Source organism: Algoriphagus resistens, from assembly GCF_001442615.1.
Classification (GTDB): Bacteria; Bacteroidota; Bacteroidia; order Cytophagales; family Cyclobacteriaceae; genus Algoriphagus; species Algoriphagus resistens.
The window spans coordinates 105,137-122,849 of sequence record NZ_LMXN01000014.1 but is presented as its reverse complement, the minus strand read 5'-3'; the positions used below and the strand labels follow the sequence as shown (position 1 = coordinate 122,849).

At 41.6% G+C, this 17,713-nt stretch carries 16 protein-coding genes; 4 read left to right on the top strand and 12 right to left on the bottom strand.

The features are described 5' to 3' along the window. Positions 1-5 precede the first annotated feature (5 nt). The 3 genes from AS141_RS21010 to cmk form a co-directional block, all read right to left on the bottom strand. Positions 6-1,358, bottom strand: a complete 1,353-nt coding sequence (locus AS141_RS21010) for a Na(+)-translocating NADH-quinone reductase subunit A (RefSeq protein ID WP_057939671.1) — start codon at positions 1,356-1,358, stop codon at positions 6-8. Between the two features lie 136 nt (positions 1,359-1,494). Next, on the bottom strand, positions 1,495-2,391 hold the full coding sequence (locus AS141_RS21005; RefSeq protein WP_057939670.1) for a 4-hydroxy-3-methylbut-2-enyl diphosphate reductase: 897 nt from the start codon (positions 2,389-2,391) through the stop codon (positions 1,495-1,497). After that, positions 2,375-3,079, bottom strand: coding sequence for a (d)CMP kinase (cmk, locus tag AS141_RS21000; protein ID WP_057939669.1), 705 nt, complete (start codon positions 3,077-3,079; stop codon positions 2,375-2,377). Before cmk ends, AS141_RS21005 begins: the two co-directional genes overlap by 17 nt. Positions 3,080-3,207: 128 nt before the next feature. Between cmk and ade the strand changes: the two genes are divergently transcribed. From ade to AS141_RS20985, 3 genes are all read left to right on the top strand, one after another. Then, a complete protein-coding gene (gene ade / locus AS141_RS20995; RefSeq protein WP_057939668.1) occupies positions 3,208-4,839 on the top strand; it encodes an adenine deaminase in 1,632 nt (543 codons plus the stop codon). 463 nt (positions 4,840-5,302) lie between these two features. Beyond that, a complete protein-coding gene (locus AS141_RS20990; protein ID WP_057939667.1) occupies positions 5,303-6,454 on the top strand; it encodes a DUF4221 family protein in 1,152 nt (383 codons plus the stop codon). Then, entirely contained in the window at positions 6,414-6,857 is a 444-nt protein-coding gene (locus AS141_RS20985; RefSeq protein WP_157243546.1) for a hypothetical protein, read from the top strand. Before AS141_RS20990 ends, AS141_RS20985 begins: the two co-directional genes overlap by 41 nt. A gap of 127 nt (positions 6,858-6,984) precedes the next feature. Here AS141_RS20985 and AS141_RS20980 read toward each other — a convergent pair whose 3' ends face one another. Both AS141_RS20980 and AS141_RS20975 read right to left on the bottom strand, forming a co-directional pair. After that, positions 6,985-8,565: a peptide chain release factor 3 gene (locus AS141_RS20980; RefSeq protein WP_057939665.1), complete on the bottom strand. Its 1,581-nt coding sequence runs from the start codon at positions 8,563-8,565 to the stop codon at positions 6,985-6,987. A 270-nt stretch (positions 8,566-8,835) separates the two neighbouring features. Further along, on the bottom strand, positions 8,836-10,071 hold the full coding sequence (locus AS141_RS20975; RefSeq protein ID WP_057939664.1) for a sensor histidine kinase: 1,236 nt from the start codon (positions 10,069-10,071) through the stop codon (positions 8,836-8,838). 146 nt (positions 10,072-10,217) lie between these two features. On the opposite strand from AS141_RS20975, the gene AS141_RS20970 reads away from it, so the two are divergent. Next, on the top strand, positions 10,218-10,688 hold the full coding sequence (locus AS141_RS20970) for a Dps family protein (protein WP_057939663.1): 471 nt from the start codon (positions 10,218-10,220) through the stop codon (positions 10,686-10,688). Positions 10,689-10,775: 87 nt separating this feature from the next. On the opposite strand, the gene AS141_RS20965 is transcribed toward AS141_RS20970, so the two are convergent. The 7 genes from AS141_RS20965 to AS141_RS20935 form a co-directional block, all read right to left on the bottom strand. Further along, a complete protein-coding gene (locus AS141_RS20965; protein ID WP_057939662.1) occupies positions 10,776-12,086 on the bottom strand; it encodes an ABC transporter permease in 1,311 nt (436 codons plus the stop codon). After that, positions 12,079-12,972, bottom strand: coding sequence for an ABC transporter ATP-binding protein (locus tag AS141_RS20960; protein ID WP_057939661.1), 894 nt, complete (start codon positions 12,970-12,972; stop codon positions 12,079-12,081). The genes AS141_RS20965 and AS141_RS20960 overlap by 8 nt, the downstream gene beginning before the upstream one ends. Positions 12,973-12,989: 17 nt before the next feature. Further along, positions 12,990-13,877, bottom strand: a complete 888-nt coding sequence (locus AS141_RS20955) for a hypothetical protein (protein ID WP_232424976.1) — start codon at positions 13,875-13,877, stop codon at positions 12,990-12,992. Between the two features lie 416 nt (positions 13,878-14,293). Further along, positions 14,294-15,403, bottom strand: coding sequence for a molecular chaperone DnaJ (gene dnaJ / locus AS141_RS20950; RefSeq protein WP_057939660.1), 1,110 nt, complete (start codon positions 15,401-15,403; stop codon positions 14,294-14,296). A gap of 4 nt (positions 15,404-15,407) precedes the next feature. Beyond that, the gene (locus AS141_RS20945) at positions 15,408-15,983 is read right to left on the bottom strand and encodes a nucleotide exchange factor GrpE (protein ID WP_057939659.1); all 576 of its coding nucleotides are present in this window, start codon (positions 15,981-15,983) and stop codon (positions 15,408-15,410) included. A gap of 77 nt (positions 15,984-16,060) precedes the next feature. After that, positions 16,061-17,056: a GTPase ObgE gene (obgE, locus tag AS141_RS20940; RefSeq protein WP_057939658.1), complete on the bottom strand. Its 996-nt coding sequence runs from the start codon at positions 17,054-17,056 to the stop codon at positions 16,061-16,063. Between the two features lie 76 nt (positions 17,057-17,132). Next, positions 17,133-17,705, bottom strand: coding sequence for an adenylate kinase (locus AS141_RS20935; RefSeq protein WP_057939657.1), 573 nt, complete (start codon positions 17,703-17,705; stop codon positions 17,133-17,135). Positions 17,706-17,713: the final 8 nt, after the last annotated feature.

The window sequence follows — 17,713 nt, the reverse complement described above, 5'->3', positions numbered from 1 at the left end:
ATGGATTAACTGTATTGGATTAATTCAATTCCTTTTCTCACCAACTCCTGTACGGGATGCTTTGATACATCCACAAACTCACAAAGAGCCAAATCTTCCTCCACGATCTCATAGATCCCCAATTCTTCTATTTCATCGAAATCTTCAGCCATGATAGCTTTCAAAAGATAAACTGGAAGAATATCCATTGGAGTTACTGATTCAAAAACACCCGTCTGCACAAAAGCTCTCTCCTCACCCCTCGCATTAGAATCCATCACAAATTCTTTTTTGGGAGTCAGAAAAGAAAGTAAACCAAGTGCTCTATGGTAGCTCAACCTAGTGGTAGGCTTTGCCCAGCCCATAAACTCGTAGTAATCTCCTTCTGGGATGACGGTAATCTGATTGTGATAAAACCCTAAGAAACCTTCCAAGGCGATTTTCTCACCAGTTAGCACATTTCCTGAGATTACTCTCACATGTCCTGAGTTAAGATTTCCTTTCACGAAGGTAGAAACACTGGCTCCCATGTAAGTTTTCACATAGGCAGCTTTAGTCAGCTCGGAACCGGTCACTGCAATCACTTTGGAAGCATCATAAATACCTTCCAAAATAAATTTACCAATCTGGGCGACTCCATAAGGAGTGACAGTCCAGGCAATCTCCCCCTTGTTGATAGGGTCAAGATGGTGAATCTGCACACCTACATTGCCTGCGGGGTGCGGACCTGAGAACTTATTGACCTGCGCACCTTTCAGATTTGAAAAAACTGTCGGAACAGCCTTGGAACCATCTACATTCAAGTGAACCTTGCCACTTGTCAATTTGGCCAACGCCTCAATACCAGCCTGGAGATATTTCTCCTGACCTTGCAATGCAAAAGCATAATCCGGAGCTAGAGGATGTGTATCAAAAGCAGAAATGAAAATACTCTTAGGAGTATCGGCAGGATTTGCAACTATACCGAAAGGTCTTTGGATGATGTTTGGCCAAGTGCCACTTGCTGCTAGTTTTGCTGCCAAAGCATCTCTGTCCAGAGAAACAATGTCAACTTGCCCCAACTGCTCATGGGTGATGGTTGCATCAGACAAAATTTTGATTTCAAGCAATTTACGACGATCCCCTCTTTTGATTTCGACGATCTTGCCGGAAACAGGAGCTGCATAAATTACCTGATCCAATGCTTTGTCGATCAGGATTGGAGTACCTGCCTTTACGGTATCTCCTTCATTGACAAGAACTTTAGGGCGCTGGAGCCCGATAAAGTCTGTCGGCTTAATTGCGAAGGTTTGCGCCGGGGCGAAATCAGCAAGCTCTTGCTTAGCCTTTCCCACCATATTGATGTCAAAACCTTTCTTAAGCTTCACTATTTTAGACATATCTGTTTTTGAACTATGAGCTTTTGAAAAACGCCCCAAATCTAATAAATAACCTTTTTAATTTGAGGGTATATAGACTTTAATGTTTGAACTTTTAGAGGAATGGTTCCGAGTATTTTTTTAAGGTCTCCGAGTATTAGGCCGAGAGCACTCCTTCTTCGAGGGACTCTACATAGGTCTTCACTTGTTCCATTAGCCACATTGGCGTGGACGTCGCTCCGCAGATGCCTACTTTTTCATCTTTCTGAAACCATTCCGGGTTTATTTCTGTCTCATTTTCTATGAAGTAGCTTCTTTCATTTTGTGCTAGACAAACTTGGTAAAGAGCCTTCCCATTTGAGCTTTTCTTCCCTGACACGAATAGGATGACATCATTTTCCTGGGCAAAACGATGCAATTGCGGTTCTCGGTTTGAGACCTGACGACAAATGGAATCATTGGCGTTGAAAGTCTCGCGATTCAGTTCCTGTTTGGCTGCCTGAATCCGCTCTTCTATTTTTTGGGAAATCTCATAAAATCCCTTTGTACTTTTCGTAGTCTGACTGAAAAGTGTCACTGGTCTGGAATAATCTATCTTGTCCAAGTCAGAATCTTCCATCACGACAATAGCTTTCTCAAGTGTCTGGCCTGTTAAGCCAATAACTTCGGCGTGTCCTTTTTTGCCATAGATCACAATTTGTCCTTCCTCACGCTCCATTTTATCAAAAGCACTTTTCACCCGATGCTGAAGCTTCAGCACTACCGGACAAGAAGCATCTATCAGCTCAATATTATTTTCTATGGCAGTTCTATAGGTCTCCGGGGGTTCACCATGTGCGCGGATCAGCACTTTACAATCGTGCAGATCTGCTAACTGCTCCCGGTCTATTACTACCAAGCCTTTTGCACTGAGGCGGGAAACCTCCATATCATTATGCACAATATCACCCAGACAATACAGCTGATCATTTTGCTCCATTTCATCCTCCGCCATCTTAATGGCAAATTCTACCCCGAAGCAATACCCAGAGTTTTTATCAATGGTTACCTGCATAGCTCGCTTGTTTATCAATGATTTGTCTTGCCGCGTGAACAATCTTCCCTACTTGCTCCGCAAAGGTACTATTACTTGTATCCACCTCCACAGCATCCTCCATTTTCTTTAGAGGGCTTTCTGCACGGGAGGAATCTACCCTGTCCCGCTCAGCCAAATTGGCTTTAATGTCTTCAAGTGCGACCAGTTCGCCCTTTTCCAATAACTCCACTTGCCGTCTGATTGCTCTAGTTTCCAAGTCGGCAGTCATAAACACCTTCAGATCAGCATGAGGAAAAACCACGGATCCTATATCCCGACCGTCCATGACCACTCCTTTTTTTCTTCCCAACCGCTGCTGCTGCGCGACCAGTTCCTTTCTGATGGAAGCAATAGTTGCTATCTCACTCACTTTATTAGAAATACGCATGGTCCGGATCTCATTTTCCACATTCAACCCATTCAGATATGTTTCCTGTATGAGTGTATCAGGATTGAGGTGAAAAGAAATTTCCATTGATTTAAGCCCTTTTTCAACATCATGTGGGTTGGATGGAGAAAGAAAGTTATTCAAAAAGTGTAAAGTCGCCGCTCTATACATGGCTCCGGAATCGATGTAAGTATATCCCAAATCCTTTGCAACTGCTTTGGCCGTGGAGCTCTTCCCACATCCCGAATACCCATCGATGGCGATGACGATTTTATTCATTCAAAAACCCGCTTGATTCGTTTTTTTATTACTGTGCAAATATAGTAGTTTTAATCTAAACCTATTCCCAAATCGTGGCAGTGAATCTCTTATCCAGATTCTATCCAATTAATTTCACTTACATTTTTATGCAGCTTCAAGGTCAATTAGTCGATATTCCAAACCGCAAGATCTATTCGGTTTCCCTCACTCTCCTCGATGGCAAAATATCCGGACTTGAAAAAATCGAAACTGATTCTTCCCTGCCTTTTTTGATGCCTGGTTTTATCGATTCCCATGTGCATGTGGAAAGCTCGATGCTTGTTCCTTCAGAGTTTGCACGCCTAGCGGTGGTTCATGGCACGGTAGCTACAGTTTCAGATCCGCATGAGATTGCGAACGTCTGCGGTATGCAGGGCGTGGAATACATGATTGAAAACGGAAAACAAGTTCCGTTCAAATTCTACTTCGGTGCTCCTTCCTGTGTGCCTGCAACACCTTTTGAAACTGCGGGTGGAGAAATAAATGCGGCCGCTATTGAAGAATTGATGGCACGCCCCGAGATTCATTATTTGGCGGAAATGATGAACTGGCCAGGAACAGTGAATCGGGATAAACTGGTGATGGAGAAAATCCGGATCTCAAAAAAGTACGGTAAACCCATCGATGGACATGCGCCAGGACTTAGAGGGGAACTCGCTGAAAAATATGTAAGCGCAGGCCCAAGTACCGATCATGAATGCTTCACAGCGGAAGAAGCTTTGGGCAAATTGAAGCTGGGGATGAAAATCGCAATCCGGGAAGGCTCCGCTGCCAAAAACTTCGAGGCGCTGATCGATCTGATTGATGAATACCCTGAGATGATCATGCTATGCTCTGATGATAAACACCCCGACAGTCTGGCTGTTTCCCACATCAATGAACTGGCGGCTAGAGCGGTCGCAAAAGGCAAAGATTTATTCAGTGTACTTCAAGCTGCTTGTCTTAATCCCATTGCACACTATTCCATGAATGTAGGACAACTTCGAATAGGTGATCCCGCTGATTTTATTTTAGTGAATGACTTAAAAGATTTCAAAGTCATCAGCACTTTTATAGATGGTAAGAAAGTAGCAGAAAATGGCAGGACTCTTATCCAGCCCATCAAAAATGAGCTCATCAACAATTTCCACACTTCTATTAAAAAACCTGAAGACTTTCAGCTCAAAGCAAAAGGATCCAAAGTCAAAGTGATTGAGGCTTTGGACGGGCAATTGATCACTCCCCAGATAAGTGGAGAGATACTGATCAAAGATGGCTTTGCCGAATCCAATCCTGCCCAAGACATCCTCAAAATCACTGTAGTCAACCGCTATGAAGATGCTCCTCCGGCGATGGCATTCATCAAGAATTTTGGTCTGCAATCCGGCGCCATCGCTTCCTCAGTAGGCCATGACTCACATAATATAATAGCAGTAGGCATAGACGACGAATCCATCTGCAAAGTGGTGAATCTGATCATAGCGGCAAAAGGCGGTGTATCTGCAGTATCTGGAGATCAGGAAGAAATACTTGCACTTCCAGTCGGAGGAATTATGTCTGCTTCAGATGGCTACGAAGTGGCTGCTGCATACACAAAGATTGATAAACTGGCTAAAGAAATGGGGGCTGCCCTCAATTCCCCATTTATGACACTGAGCTTTATGGCATTACTGGTGATTCCTGACCTGAAGCTAAGCGACAAAGGACTATTCAATGGACATAAATTTGAGTTTGAGAAGGTGTTTTTTGCTGATTACTAAAATTTAAAAATATTTTTAAATTTTAGTTGCTTTTTTACCCCCCCACCTATATTGCTAGTGATCTATTGGCCAGATGATTAGGAAATAGAATCCGCCTACTCAAAGGGATTTTTTAACGTAAAATTTATTTAACATGAAAAAGTTAAAGATTTTAGTTATGGGAATAGGTTTGACTGGAACAGCTGTAATCGGAACATCATTTTTTGCATCCTCAGAAGTTGAAGCCCAACGTGAACCTACCACAAATTGTGAATGGAATGGAAAACATTGCAAAAACCCTCAAGTCACGAATATGTGTTGGTGCGAGTAGGAAGGACAGGTTTATAATTTAAATCTTAGGATAAAAGCTGTTGGCTACCTTATCATTCTCCGAAAAGGGAACTATAAGGCAAGACCAACAGCTTTATACTCAAGCAATCTATTCATAAAACCCACTGTCTTCTATTTAATTTCACAAATTTTGATGAATAAAATATTAGCCCCCCTAGCACTTATTGTCCTTTTCGCATGTAACAAAAAAGAAAATATTGAAATCCTGTCTTTAGTGCCTCAAGAAACACTGAAGATTCCCATTCCTGAATCATTCAACCCTGATTTAACCAGAACCCAATACTATGAAAGTGACAGTGGTGAATATTTGGCTATTCTGAATAAAACGGATTTTTCCATCGGTCTATTTGAAATAGAAAAAAAACAATTGATTCTAAAAATACCACTAGCTAAGGAAGGGCCAAATGGTGTAGGTTTGGACAATGGATTTCAAATAGTATCACAAGATTGTCTTTTCTTAGCTACAATCCCTCCTCAAATAAAAATTCTTGATTTTAATGGAAAAATCAAATACAAGATCCCCATTAATGACAATGAAAATAATGTAAATTTTTTATCCTCAAATAATGAGATTCCCTTTATTTTTGGACATAAAAAGCTTTTCGGTATTCAACCCTTTTTAAACAATTTTCATAAAATTTCTGAGAATGAGGCTTTATCAATAAACCCAATATATCAAGTGGATTTTTCAAAACCCAAAACTGATGTAAGTTGGCTGCAAGTAAAAAGACCTTCGGGAATTTGGGATGGTGGAAAAAAGGATGTAAATCTTTCTTGGACTGACAGGTATGATTCAATAATTGTCGCTCCATACACAGACCATAGGCTTTGGGTTATTTCTAAGAAAGAAGGGAAACTAATTGGCTATAAGGAAGCTAAAACTACCTCAGTTACAAAATTTCAAATTATAAAAGAATCATACATTGGTGATGAGGGTATCATAGAAAATCTAGAGAGTGATCGCTATGAGATAATACTTTATGATCACTATAGGGATGTTTTTTATCACTTTTTTTATATGGGTATTGATTTGGAACAATTCAGTAGTATAAGCCCTCGAACCCTATTCAGCAATAATCCAAAAGTAGGAGTTTTAGTATTGGATAATAATCTCGATATCCTGGGTGAACATATATTCGATGATCATTATATAGAAACCTGGAACTACTTTGTAGGTAAAAAAGGCCTCTACGTTTCCACGAACAATCCCAATAGGGATGACTTTGATGAGAATTTTTTGAGATATGATATCATTCGATTTGAAGGATTGGAATATGAAGATTAAAAGGATCTCATTCTTACTTATCCTCTTCCTGGTTTTTGGATGCATTAAAAAGAATAAAAACAAAATTACTGAGATCTTAGAAATTGCTGAGCCAAGAGATTGGGTCTTGGTCATTCATCCCGAAGGATGCAAAACCTGTCTCGATCAGCTCTATCAAGAATTGGGTGCACTAGAAATTACAAATGGTTCTATAGTCATAGTGGCAAAGAATACAAAGAGCATGCGATTGAATCCTTTATTTGAGCATTCCCCAGTTCCTGTATATTTAGATGAGGAAAAGAAATTGATTCAGGAAGGGATTGTTGATTTTCAGGATCAAATCCTACTTTTTAGCAATGAAGGTCTGGAGGAATTTGAAATTCTTAATTATGAAGCACTTTTCTCCAGTCTGGCCAAATTCTAAAAGAAATTCCAGTTTTTGATTCGCTTATATAGCAATGTTGCTATGATTTGGAATGATGAAATAATGAGCATTACTTGGAAAAAATGGAAAAATTCGGAATCAGATTCCGAATTTTTCCATAAATCACTTAATACTCTGAAGTAAAGTGAAATTCTATCTCAGGATAGTTATCCTGCACCATCTGAAGCCAGGCTTTCGACTCTGCCATAAAGACTAGCTTGCCATCTTTGTCATGGGCAATGTGACGGTTTTTGGAGCGGACAAATTCTTCCAGCTGCTTCTTGTCTTTGCTTGTGATCCAACAGGCTTTGTACAGGTTCATCGGATGAAACTCCACCGTGGCGTTGTATTCGTTTTTCAATCGGAACTGAATTACTTCAAACTGAAGTTGCCCCACAGTCCCAACAACTTTTCTGGAACCCATATCAAAAGTAAAAAGCTGTGCCACCCCTTCTTCCATGAGTTGTTTCAGGCCTTTCTCCAATTGCTTGGTTTTCATGGCATCCTTATTCACCACTTCACGAAAGATCTCGGGAGAGAAACTTGGAATCCCTACAAACTGCATGTCTTCCCCATCCGTAAGCGTATCGCCTATTTTCAGATTTCCAGTATCGTACAAACCGACAATATCTCCAGGAAAAGCCTCATCGATCATTTCCTTATCCTGCGCCATAAACTGTGTCACATTGGAAAAGCGCAGTGGTTTTGGGCCGCGCACATGATTGTAAGGCTTATTCCGCTCAAAAGTCCCTGAGCAAATTCTCAAGAAAGCAATTCTATTCCGGTGATTTGGATCCATATTGGCGTGGATCTTAAACACAAAACCTGAGAATTTCTTCTCATCAGGCTTCACTTCACGCTCTTCTGTTCTACGGCTTTTTGGTGCCGGGGCTATTTTGATAAAGGTGTCGAGCATCTCATTGATCCCGAAGTTATTCACTGCTGAGCCAAAGAAGACTGGCGCTACTTTTCCCTCCAAATACTCGGTAGGATCAAAATCAGGATAAACTCCTTCGATCAATTCCACATCTTCCCGGAGTTGGTTGGCATAGCTCTTCCCGATTAGCTCTTCCAGCTCCGGATCATTAACATCTTCAAAGGATTTCCTAACGTCACTTAGCTTTCGCTGCGAAGGAGTAAAAAGATTGAGTTTATGGTCAAATAAATTATAAACTCCTTTGAAGGTTTTGCCCATGCCTATAGGCCAAGAAAGAGGTCGGCACTGAATGTTCAGCTTTTGCTCCACTTCTTCTATCAATTCGTATGGATCACGGCCCTCTCTATCGAGCTTATTGATAAAGCAGATCACGGGTGTATTTCTCATCCGGCAAACTTCCATCAGTTTCTCCGTCTGAATCTCCACTCCTTTCACGCAGTCAATCACCATAATTACCGAATCGACAGCCGTCAGTGTACGATACGTATCTTCTGCAAAGTCCTGGTGCCCCGGTGTATCGAGCAGGTTGATCTTGATATCCTTGTATTCAAATCCCATGACAGAAGTCGCCACAGAAATCCCCCTTTGTTTCTCTATCGCCATCCAATCTGACTTGGTAGCAGTATCGATTTTATTCGATTTCACGGCACCGGCAGTCTGGATAGCACCACCAAAAAGCAACAACTTCTCAGTCAAAGTGGTCTTTCCTGCATCAGGGTGAGCAATAATGGCAAAGGTTCTACGCTTCTGGATTTCTTCTTTCAAACTCATGGGAGACATCAAATTAAGGCTGCAAAGGTAGGGAAAAACCGCTAAAAATGAGGCCGGAGTTTTAAAGAGGCATTTCGGATTTACCAAGTACGATTTATGAGATCCCCCATTTGTTTTAACTGTTTGCTACAACCCTAAGTTCTGTTCACTAATAAAATTATGCGCAAAGCCCGAAGATCCAAGCCAATCAATTTCATTGATATAGCTAAAAGCTGTACACTTTGGTGAAAATTATGGGAGAATATCAAGTACCTCAAAAATCGTAACTCATCAATACTCCAATATTCCTTCGGTAATAAACTGCGAGGCACCTTCATGGCTTCCATGGAGCAAAATCCGGAAAGTTGTTCCTTTGCCAACTTCGGAATGCTTGACAAAAATTCTACCTCCATGATAACCTTCCACGATTCTTTTGGCCAGCGTCAGGCCCAGTCCCCAGCCCCGTTGCCTGGTAGAAAATCCAGGATTAAATACCCGTCGATACATTCGTCGCTCCATCCCTTTTCCTGTATCAGTGATGTCCACGATTACAAACTTGTCACTGTCCTGAAGGATCTCTATATCTATCTTGCCCTTTCCACGCATGGCATCCACCGCGTTTTTACAGATATTTTCTATCACCCATTCGAACAGAGGCTTATTCATCATGGCATCCAGATCCTTCGAATCGGCATAGATATTCAGATCCACCTTGGTGGAAATCCTAGGTCGCAGGTACGTTATTGTCTCTTCTATCACTTCATAGATATTTTCAGACTGGATTACCGGCTTACTTCCTATACTGCTAAATCGCTCGGTCACCATCCGTAACTTGACCACATCCTTATCCATTTCGGTAATGATTTCCTTATTCTCTTCCCAAACAGGCGAATTCCTCAAGTAATCTATCCAGGCCATAAGCGAGGCAATAGGCGTTCCCAATTGATGGGCGGTTTCTTTGGTCAGTCCAGCCCAGACCCGGTTCTGCTCGGCGATTTTACTTTGGTTGAAAAGTGCATAAGCCAAGACCCCAAAAATCAGAATAATCCCCAGCTGAACATAAGGGTAGTATTTCAAATTAATCAGCAGTTCGGAATTTCTGTAAAATACCTGAATATCTGCCTCAGGAAGTAAGATTGGTTCGTATTCTGCACGCATCTCGGCGAGTTCCCTTTTCAGCGTTTCTACAGAATCCTCCGCACTCGCATTATTGGCAAAAGGTATATTTCTAAACTCTATCGGGTTAACCGAATCATCCACCATAATAATAGGAATGGAATAATTCTGCTGGATAATCTCCTGATTGATAAATGTGAGATTCTCCATTGTCGTAGCAGCATACTCTAAAGCACTGGACAGCAGCTCTATCTGCCTTCTCTCCCGCTCACGCAACTCCTCAACCAAGCTATTTGTGTACCAGATTGAGCCGGCTCCTATCACCAATGAAGCAGCCACAACAATCCATTTAACTTGCTTCTTATTCGTATAAAAATCTAAGGAGGTAAGGTCTTGGAATCTTTTTTTCATTTTATACACATGAATTACTACCGTTACTAACTTCCTAATCATATAGATAGTATGATTTGGGGATAGATTTAATCAGTTGGGAAGGTAGCGGGCTATAGCGTAAATTTATACTTTAAATCAAGCAGAGAAAATTAAACAGTTGAAATATGAAAACGAACGACATCGGATTAGAAATCAAAGAAAGTAAGGTTTTGGTGGAAAAGCTTAATGACTTGCTTGCGAATTACCAAGTATACTATCAAAATCTGAGAAATTTTCATTGGAATGTGACCGGACCAAATTTCTTTGAGCTTCATGCAAAATTCGAAGAATTATACAATGCCGCAAATCTAGCGGTGGATGAAACTGCGGAGCGTATCTTGACCCTGGGAGCTAGGCCCCTTTCTTCTTATCAAGAATACATTGACACTGCAACGATCAAAGAGGCAAAAGAAATTAAAGATCCTCTAAAAATGGTGGAAACAGTGAAATCCAATATAAACACGCTTTTGCAGTTGGAAAGAGAAACACTGGAAGCTGCAGAAGCTTCAAATGACGAAGGGACGGCATCTCTAATGAGTGATTATATCACAGCCAAAGAAAAGGTTGTCTGGATGCTTACTGCCTACCTAAAGTAAAAGAGAATAGGAGTTCCGCAATAAAATCCCGATCCATACCTGGTCGGGATTTTTAATACCGGATTCCTGGCTTTAGGTTCTTGGTTCTTAATTATTAGCTTTGATCCATTTCCAAAGTGTCTTATAACTTGGCTTTGTACCATGCATGAGGATTCCTATTCTGTAGATTTTTCCTGCCACCCATGTTGTGAATAAAAACCCTAGAATTAATAGCCCCATAGATAAGGCAAGTTCCCAGAAAGGAACACCATAGCTCACTCTTCCCATCATCGCGATAGGAGAAGTCAGCGGGATTATCGAAAGCCAAAATGAGGTAGTACTGTTTGGATCATTCAGCACAAAAACAAACAACCCCATATAGGCGACTATCAAAGGGATAGTCACTGGCAACATAAACTGCTGTGCATCTGAAGGAGCATCTACAGCAGATCCAATACCCGCAAACAACGCTCCATACAATAAGTACCCTCCCAGGAAATAGAATACAAAGCTGAAAACAATCTGGACATAGTTAATGCCCGCAATCACCTGAAGAATCTCTCCCATCTCTGTGTTTTGGCCTAGGCTCTGTGCCAATTCTGGATTGGCCAATTCCATAGCTTGCTGCTGCGGCATCTGCATTCCCAGAAAACCAGTTACAATCGTGGTCAGCGTACCGATAAGGACAATCCAGATCAAAAGCTGGGTGAGTCCCACTCCAGCGATACCAATGATTTTGCCCAACATCAATTGGAAAGGCTTAAGTGAGGAAACCAGTATTTCAACAATTCGACTTGATTTTTCCTCAATTACACCCTGCATGATCTGATTTCCGTAGATGAAAATAAACATGTAAATCAGAATACCCGCAACAAAACCGATTGCATAGTTTACCGTTGCATCGCTGACTGTTTCTGTACCTTCCTCATCCAATGTTATTGATTTAATCGAAACTTTTGTCCGGACATCATTGATAATTTTAGGATCAATGCCACTTTCAAAAAGCCGTTGCTCTTCAATTTTCTTTCGCAGATTATTTTCCAGATAGCTAATCAAACTCATACTTGGATTTTCTTCGCCATAGAATGATATCCCTGTAGGATTTTTTATGTCGAATTTTGGGATATGCAGAAAACCGTAGCGACTGCCTTCATGCACTAGCTTCTTTGCCTGGCCAGGGCTTGCGTCTGAAAATGAAAAAGCGTATTGCTCCGAGCTTTCCAAGAAAAACAGCTTATTATCATCCACAACCTCGATGATACGTAGTGCTTGATTATCCTCTTCTTCCAGTGCTATCCACACAAAGAGCCCCATGATAGCAGGGAAAATCAATGGAGTCAATAAGGTAACGAGCAAAAATGATTTCTTTTTGACACGCGACACATACTCTCGATGAATCACTAACCAAATCTTACTCATTCCCGGTTGACTTTACCTGATGTATAAAAATTTCTTCCATGCTGGGGATTAGTTCCTGAAACCGATTCACTTGCCCGTATTGCATTAATTCACTCAAAAGTTCATTTGGATGCTTACCACTCAGCGGTAGCGTAAAGCTGTAGCTCCCTTCATCCTCTTTTGATATCCATTCAGCTGGCAGATCTTTGGTAAGATGATCCAGCGTAATAGAATAGACCTCGGGTCTATAAATGGATTTCACCTGCTTAATAGTCCCATCCAGAATTTTTTTCGAGCGATTTATCATCGCCACTTGATCGCAAAGCAGTTCTACGGATTCCATTCTATGTGTACTAAGAATGACTGTCGTGCCTTTAGCCTTGAGTTCCAAAATCTCATTCTTGATAATCTCCGCATTCATAGGGTCAAAACCTGAAAACGGTTCATCAAGAATCAAAAGTCTGGGATTGTGGATCACCGTGGAAATAAACTGGACTTTCTGCGCCATTCCTTTGGAAAGGTCTTCGATTTTCTTGTCTTTCCAAGTTTCCATTTCAAGCTTTTCCAGCCAGTAGTTAATCTTTGCCTTGGCCTCATGAGACGAAAGCCCTTTGAGCCTGGCGAAGTAAAGCATCTGATCCCATACCTTCATCTTCTTGTATAGACCTCGCTCTTCAGGTAAGTAACCGATCATTTCGATATGCTTAGGAGCCAAGAGCTCGCCTCCTACATATACCTCACCACTATCCCCATCAATTATCTGATTGATAATACGTATTAAGGTGGTCTTCCCAGCGCCATTTGGGCCAAGAAGTCCAAATACAATACCTTCAGACACGTCCAGGTTTACATCGGTAAGCGCCTTATTGGTACCATAGGATTTATAAAGCTTTTCTATTTTTAGCATATTCCAAAAAATAAGGATTAATCTACAGTTAAAGACCCCACTCCGACGTCGATGATCAATTCCATTAGTCTCGGATCGGCAGCATTATAGCCTTTGGTTACATAGATTCCTTTTTCTAATGTTTTTAAATATTTTGGTAAAGAAGTTTTACACATTGCCGTGGTTCTCATTTTTATCCTGATAGGAAAAGTATCCGAGGGTAAATGCAGATGGAGAGATCCTGCACCCACTGCGGCGATCACGTGACTGGCATTGGGCATTCCTTCAGAGAAGGACAAATCAATTTTCCCGTAGTTCACCTCAAAAATCATCTTTTTTGCGTTGGTAAAGTTGGCCTTATCAACAAGTACGGTCCCCATATTCAGGGTCACCAAAAGTGTATCCATCTGAACCTGGTTTGGCGAATCACTACTATAATGTATCATCACGTCAGCACTTGCACTTTTCACCTTGAGCTGGTTAATGGTCAGGCTCGCCAGATCAAAATCAGCCCTTCCCATTCCTAAATTAAAATCAAGGTGGTAAAGGTAATTGGTACTTAGCCCTACATTCCAACTATGATCAAAATCTTCTGATGATCCGGAAAAAAGTTTTGAAGTGATACTTTTCCCTAAGTTTTCAGACTCAATATTTTTATGAATCAGTGAAGTCTGGAGGACCCGATTGGATATTTTTTGCGAAAAAACAGGAAGAATATTTGTTTTATCAAGGTGCCCATGAATATAGACTGGGTCTGAAAATCTGGTTCTTCTCAGTTGAGTGGCGCTCTTATAACTAGTAAATTCAAGAGCAACCATATCAAAACCTTCTTTTTCTGTCGTTCTAAATTCCTTGACTAGTTGCGCCTTACCCACAGCTACCCATCCAATCATCATCAGAAAAAGCAGACACAATTTTCTAAGCATACGGTAAGGTTACGAGGCGACTTTAAAAAGGTTTTTTAAAAATATAAAAAAAGCCAGAATTGCTTCCGGCTAAATTTATATTGTGTTCCATAAAACCCCTTCATCGCTTTAGCGTGGATGAGATGTAAGGAATAAAGATAACTGGCCTAGTGAAAAGATATATTGACGATAGTTTCCGGTGATACTTCACCTAGTGGACAAACAAAGAACCCATCGCCCCGGGATAATAATGATACCCATACTATAGATGTAACGTACTCGGATGAAATAACCCTAATTGACGAATCCTTGTTTTACCTTGGTTTTCAACATAGGGGATGCATCCGGACACAAAAACGGGGTGAGGCCTTGCCATTGGGTGAGCCTATGCCCCCCGAAAGCCGACCAGTCGGCTCTGTATTAGGTGATAGTTCACATTAAAAGAACTCTTTCATTTTATCGAAGAATGATTTCTCACTGTTTCCCGGATCAGGTTTGAAATTCTCAGAGTCCCGAAGAGCTTCCAGTGCATCTTTTTCCTCGCGCGACAAATGCGTAGGAGTCCATACATTTACCATGATTAGCTGGTCTCCCTTGGAATACCCATTGATATCCTTGATACCTTTTCCTTTCAGGCGCAGCATTTTACCACTTTGAGTCCCCTGATCAATTTTAATTTTAACCTTCCCTTCGATAGTCGGCACCTCAATAGATGCACCGAGCGCTGCATCAACAAAAGAAACATACAAGTCATAAATCACATTATTACCGTCTCTTTGAAGCACGCTGTCTTCAATCTCCTCTATTACAATGAGTAAATCACCTGCAATTCCGCCGGGAATCTCGTTCCCTTTTCCAGACATGCTAAGCTGCATTCCTTCCGCCACTCCACCAGGGATATTGATAGAAATGACTTCCTCTTTCACCACTAAGCCTCTTGAATCGGCCTCTGCTGGTTTTTTATCTACTATCTGACCGCTACCGCCACAGACACCGCAAGTACTGGCAGATACCATCTGGCCAAGCATGGTGTTAACTACCTTTTTCACCTGCCCCGATCCATGGCATGCGGAACAAGATTTGAATGTCACTCCATCGGCAATCAGATGACGCTTCACTTTAATTTTCTTTTCTACCCCATTAGCGATCTCAGCGAGGGTCAGCTTCATCTTCACGCGAAGGTTAGTCCCTTTCTTGGTACGTCGTCCTCCGCCTCCGCCTCCGAAGAAAGATCCAAAACCTCCCCCTCCACCGAATATATCGCCGAATTGGGAGAAAATGTCTTCCATGTTCATTCCACCTCCGCCAAATCCTCCGGCACCACCTACACCTTGATGTCCGAATTGATCGTATCGCTGTTTTTTCTCTGGATTGCTCAGAACTTCATATGCCTCAGCGGCCTCTTTGAATTTATCCTCAGCTTCAGGGTTGTCAGGATTCTTATCCGGGTGATATTGAATTGCCAGTTTCCTGTACGCTTTCTTTATCTCATCCGCAGATGCGGACTTCGTTACTCCAAGTACTTCGTAATAATCTCTCTTCGCCATAATATTATGCTCCTGTCACCACTTTTGCGTAGCGGACTACTTTATCTCCTAAGATGTAACCTTTCTCAACTACATCTACCACTTTCCCCTTTAGCTCTTCACTTGGGGCAGGAATCTGCGTGATCGCCTCCTGGGTTTCAGCGTCAAATGGCTTACCAATCAAATCCTCCATTGGCTTCAGCCCTTTTGATCCTAGTATTTTCACCAATTTTTGAAAAATAAGAAGATTACCCTCTCTCACTTTTGCTCCTTCCTCCTCATTCTCGCTAGCTCTAAAGGCACGCTCGAAATCATCCACCACAGGAATTAAATCCTTAATCACCTCTTCAGAAGCCGTGGATATCAGATCCAACCGCTCCTTAGCGGTTCTTTTTCTATAGTTTTCGAAGTCAGAGTACAAACGAAGGTATTTATCCTTCAGATCAGCCACTTCATATTCCAGTTTATTCTCTTCTGATTCCACCTTGGATTCTGCATCATCAAAATCCGTTTCCGAAGAAGCAGAATTATCAGTCATTTCTTCGTTTAAATTCTCATCCTGAAGATTCATATCTTGATCGACTTGTTCTTTATTATTCATAATTGAAATAGACAATAATTGGCACAATGGCTTTATCAATATTGTTGCCATTAAGCATTCTCTGACAATCTGACACCTTAGCCTTCTTGGATAGCCTGCCAGATTAGATCCTTGAGCCTGTCAAGATTGTACTGCGACACTGAAGAAATAAACACATGAGGAATTCCCGGCGGAACTTCCTTTTCCATTTCTTTCATAAGTTCTTCATCGAGCATGTCAGCTTTGGTAATGGCAAGAAGTCTTCGTTTATCCAGAAGCTCAGGATTATATTTCTCCAATTCTCCCAGCAAAATCCTGTATTGCTCAGCTATGTCTGAAGCATCAGCTGGCACCATAAACAATAATATAGAGTTTCGCTCGATATGTCTGAGGAATCGGATACCTAAGCCTTTCCCTTCAGCAGCACCTTCAATGATACCGGGAATATCTGCCATTACGAAGGATTGATCTCCACGATAAGCTACTACGCCCAGATTCGGAACGAGTGTGGTAAAAGGATAATCCCCTATTTCAGGCCTGGCTGCCGAAATAGAGGAAAGCAACGTGGATTTCCCCGCATTTGGGAATCCAACCAACCCTACGTCTGCGAGAAGCTTTAGCTCTAAGATAATCCATTCTTCGATTCCTTCCTCCCCAGGCTGGGAGTAATGGGGAGCTTGATTGGTGGAAGTCTTGAAATGGTCGTTTCCCAGCCCCCCTCTGCCTCCCCTAGTAAGAATTATTTCCTGTCCATCTTCAGTGATCTCAAAACGCTTCTCACCAGTCTCTGCATCTTTTGCGATAGTTCCCAATGGAACTTCCAATAGTACGTCCTTGCCATCTGCCCCGGTTCTTCTCCCACCTTCACCACTTTTACCAGCTTCAGCGATCACATGCTTCTTATATTTCAGATGGAGTAAAGTCCACACCTGGGTGGTTCCTCTTACTATAATGTGTCCACCTCTACCTCCGTCACCGCCATCTGGACCTCCTTTTGGAACATGCTTTTCTCTTCGAAAATGTGTTGATCCAGGTCCTCCTGCACCTGATCTGGAGCAGAACTTTACATAATCTATGAAATTTGAATCAGCCATTTTTTGATAAAGAAAAAGGCCAAGCTTAAAAGCCTAGCCAACTATATGAATTGCAAATTTAGGAAAATAAAGGGAATCAGTAGCTATCGATGACCGAAGTGATGTCTAAGAAGATTTGTTCAATTTCTCCTACACCGTTGATTTTCTTAAATTTACCTTGGGAAGCGTAGTAATCTGCCACAGGTAGGGTTTCATCCAAGTACACTTTAATACGTGTATTGATTTTTTCATCATCCTGATCATCCGCTCTATTGGATGTTTTGCCCCGTTCCTTAATCCTAACTCTCAGTACATCCTCAGGTACATCAAGAGCAATCATCCCATTGATTTCAAGATTATGGTGTGATAACATTTCATCCAACGCTTTTGCCTGAGCTGTCGTACGCGGAAATCCGTCAAAAATAAACCCTCGTGCATCTTTGGTATCGTTGATTTTGTCCTCCACCATACCGATTACAACTTCATCGGGCACCAATCTTCCCTCATTCATGTACTTCTTTGCTAACTGACCGAGCTCCGTGCCTTCGCCAAGGTGCTTTCTGAAAAGGTCTCCCGTAGATAGGTGTGTAAGACCATATTTTTCTATAAGTTTTTCACTTTGAGTGCCTTTGCCTGCACCCGGAGGGCCAAATAATACTATATTATACATTCGTAAGT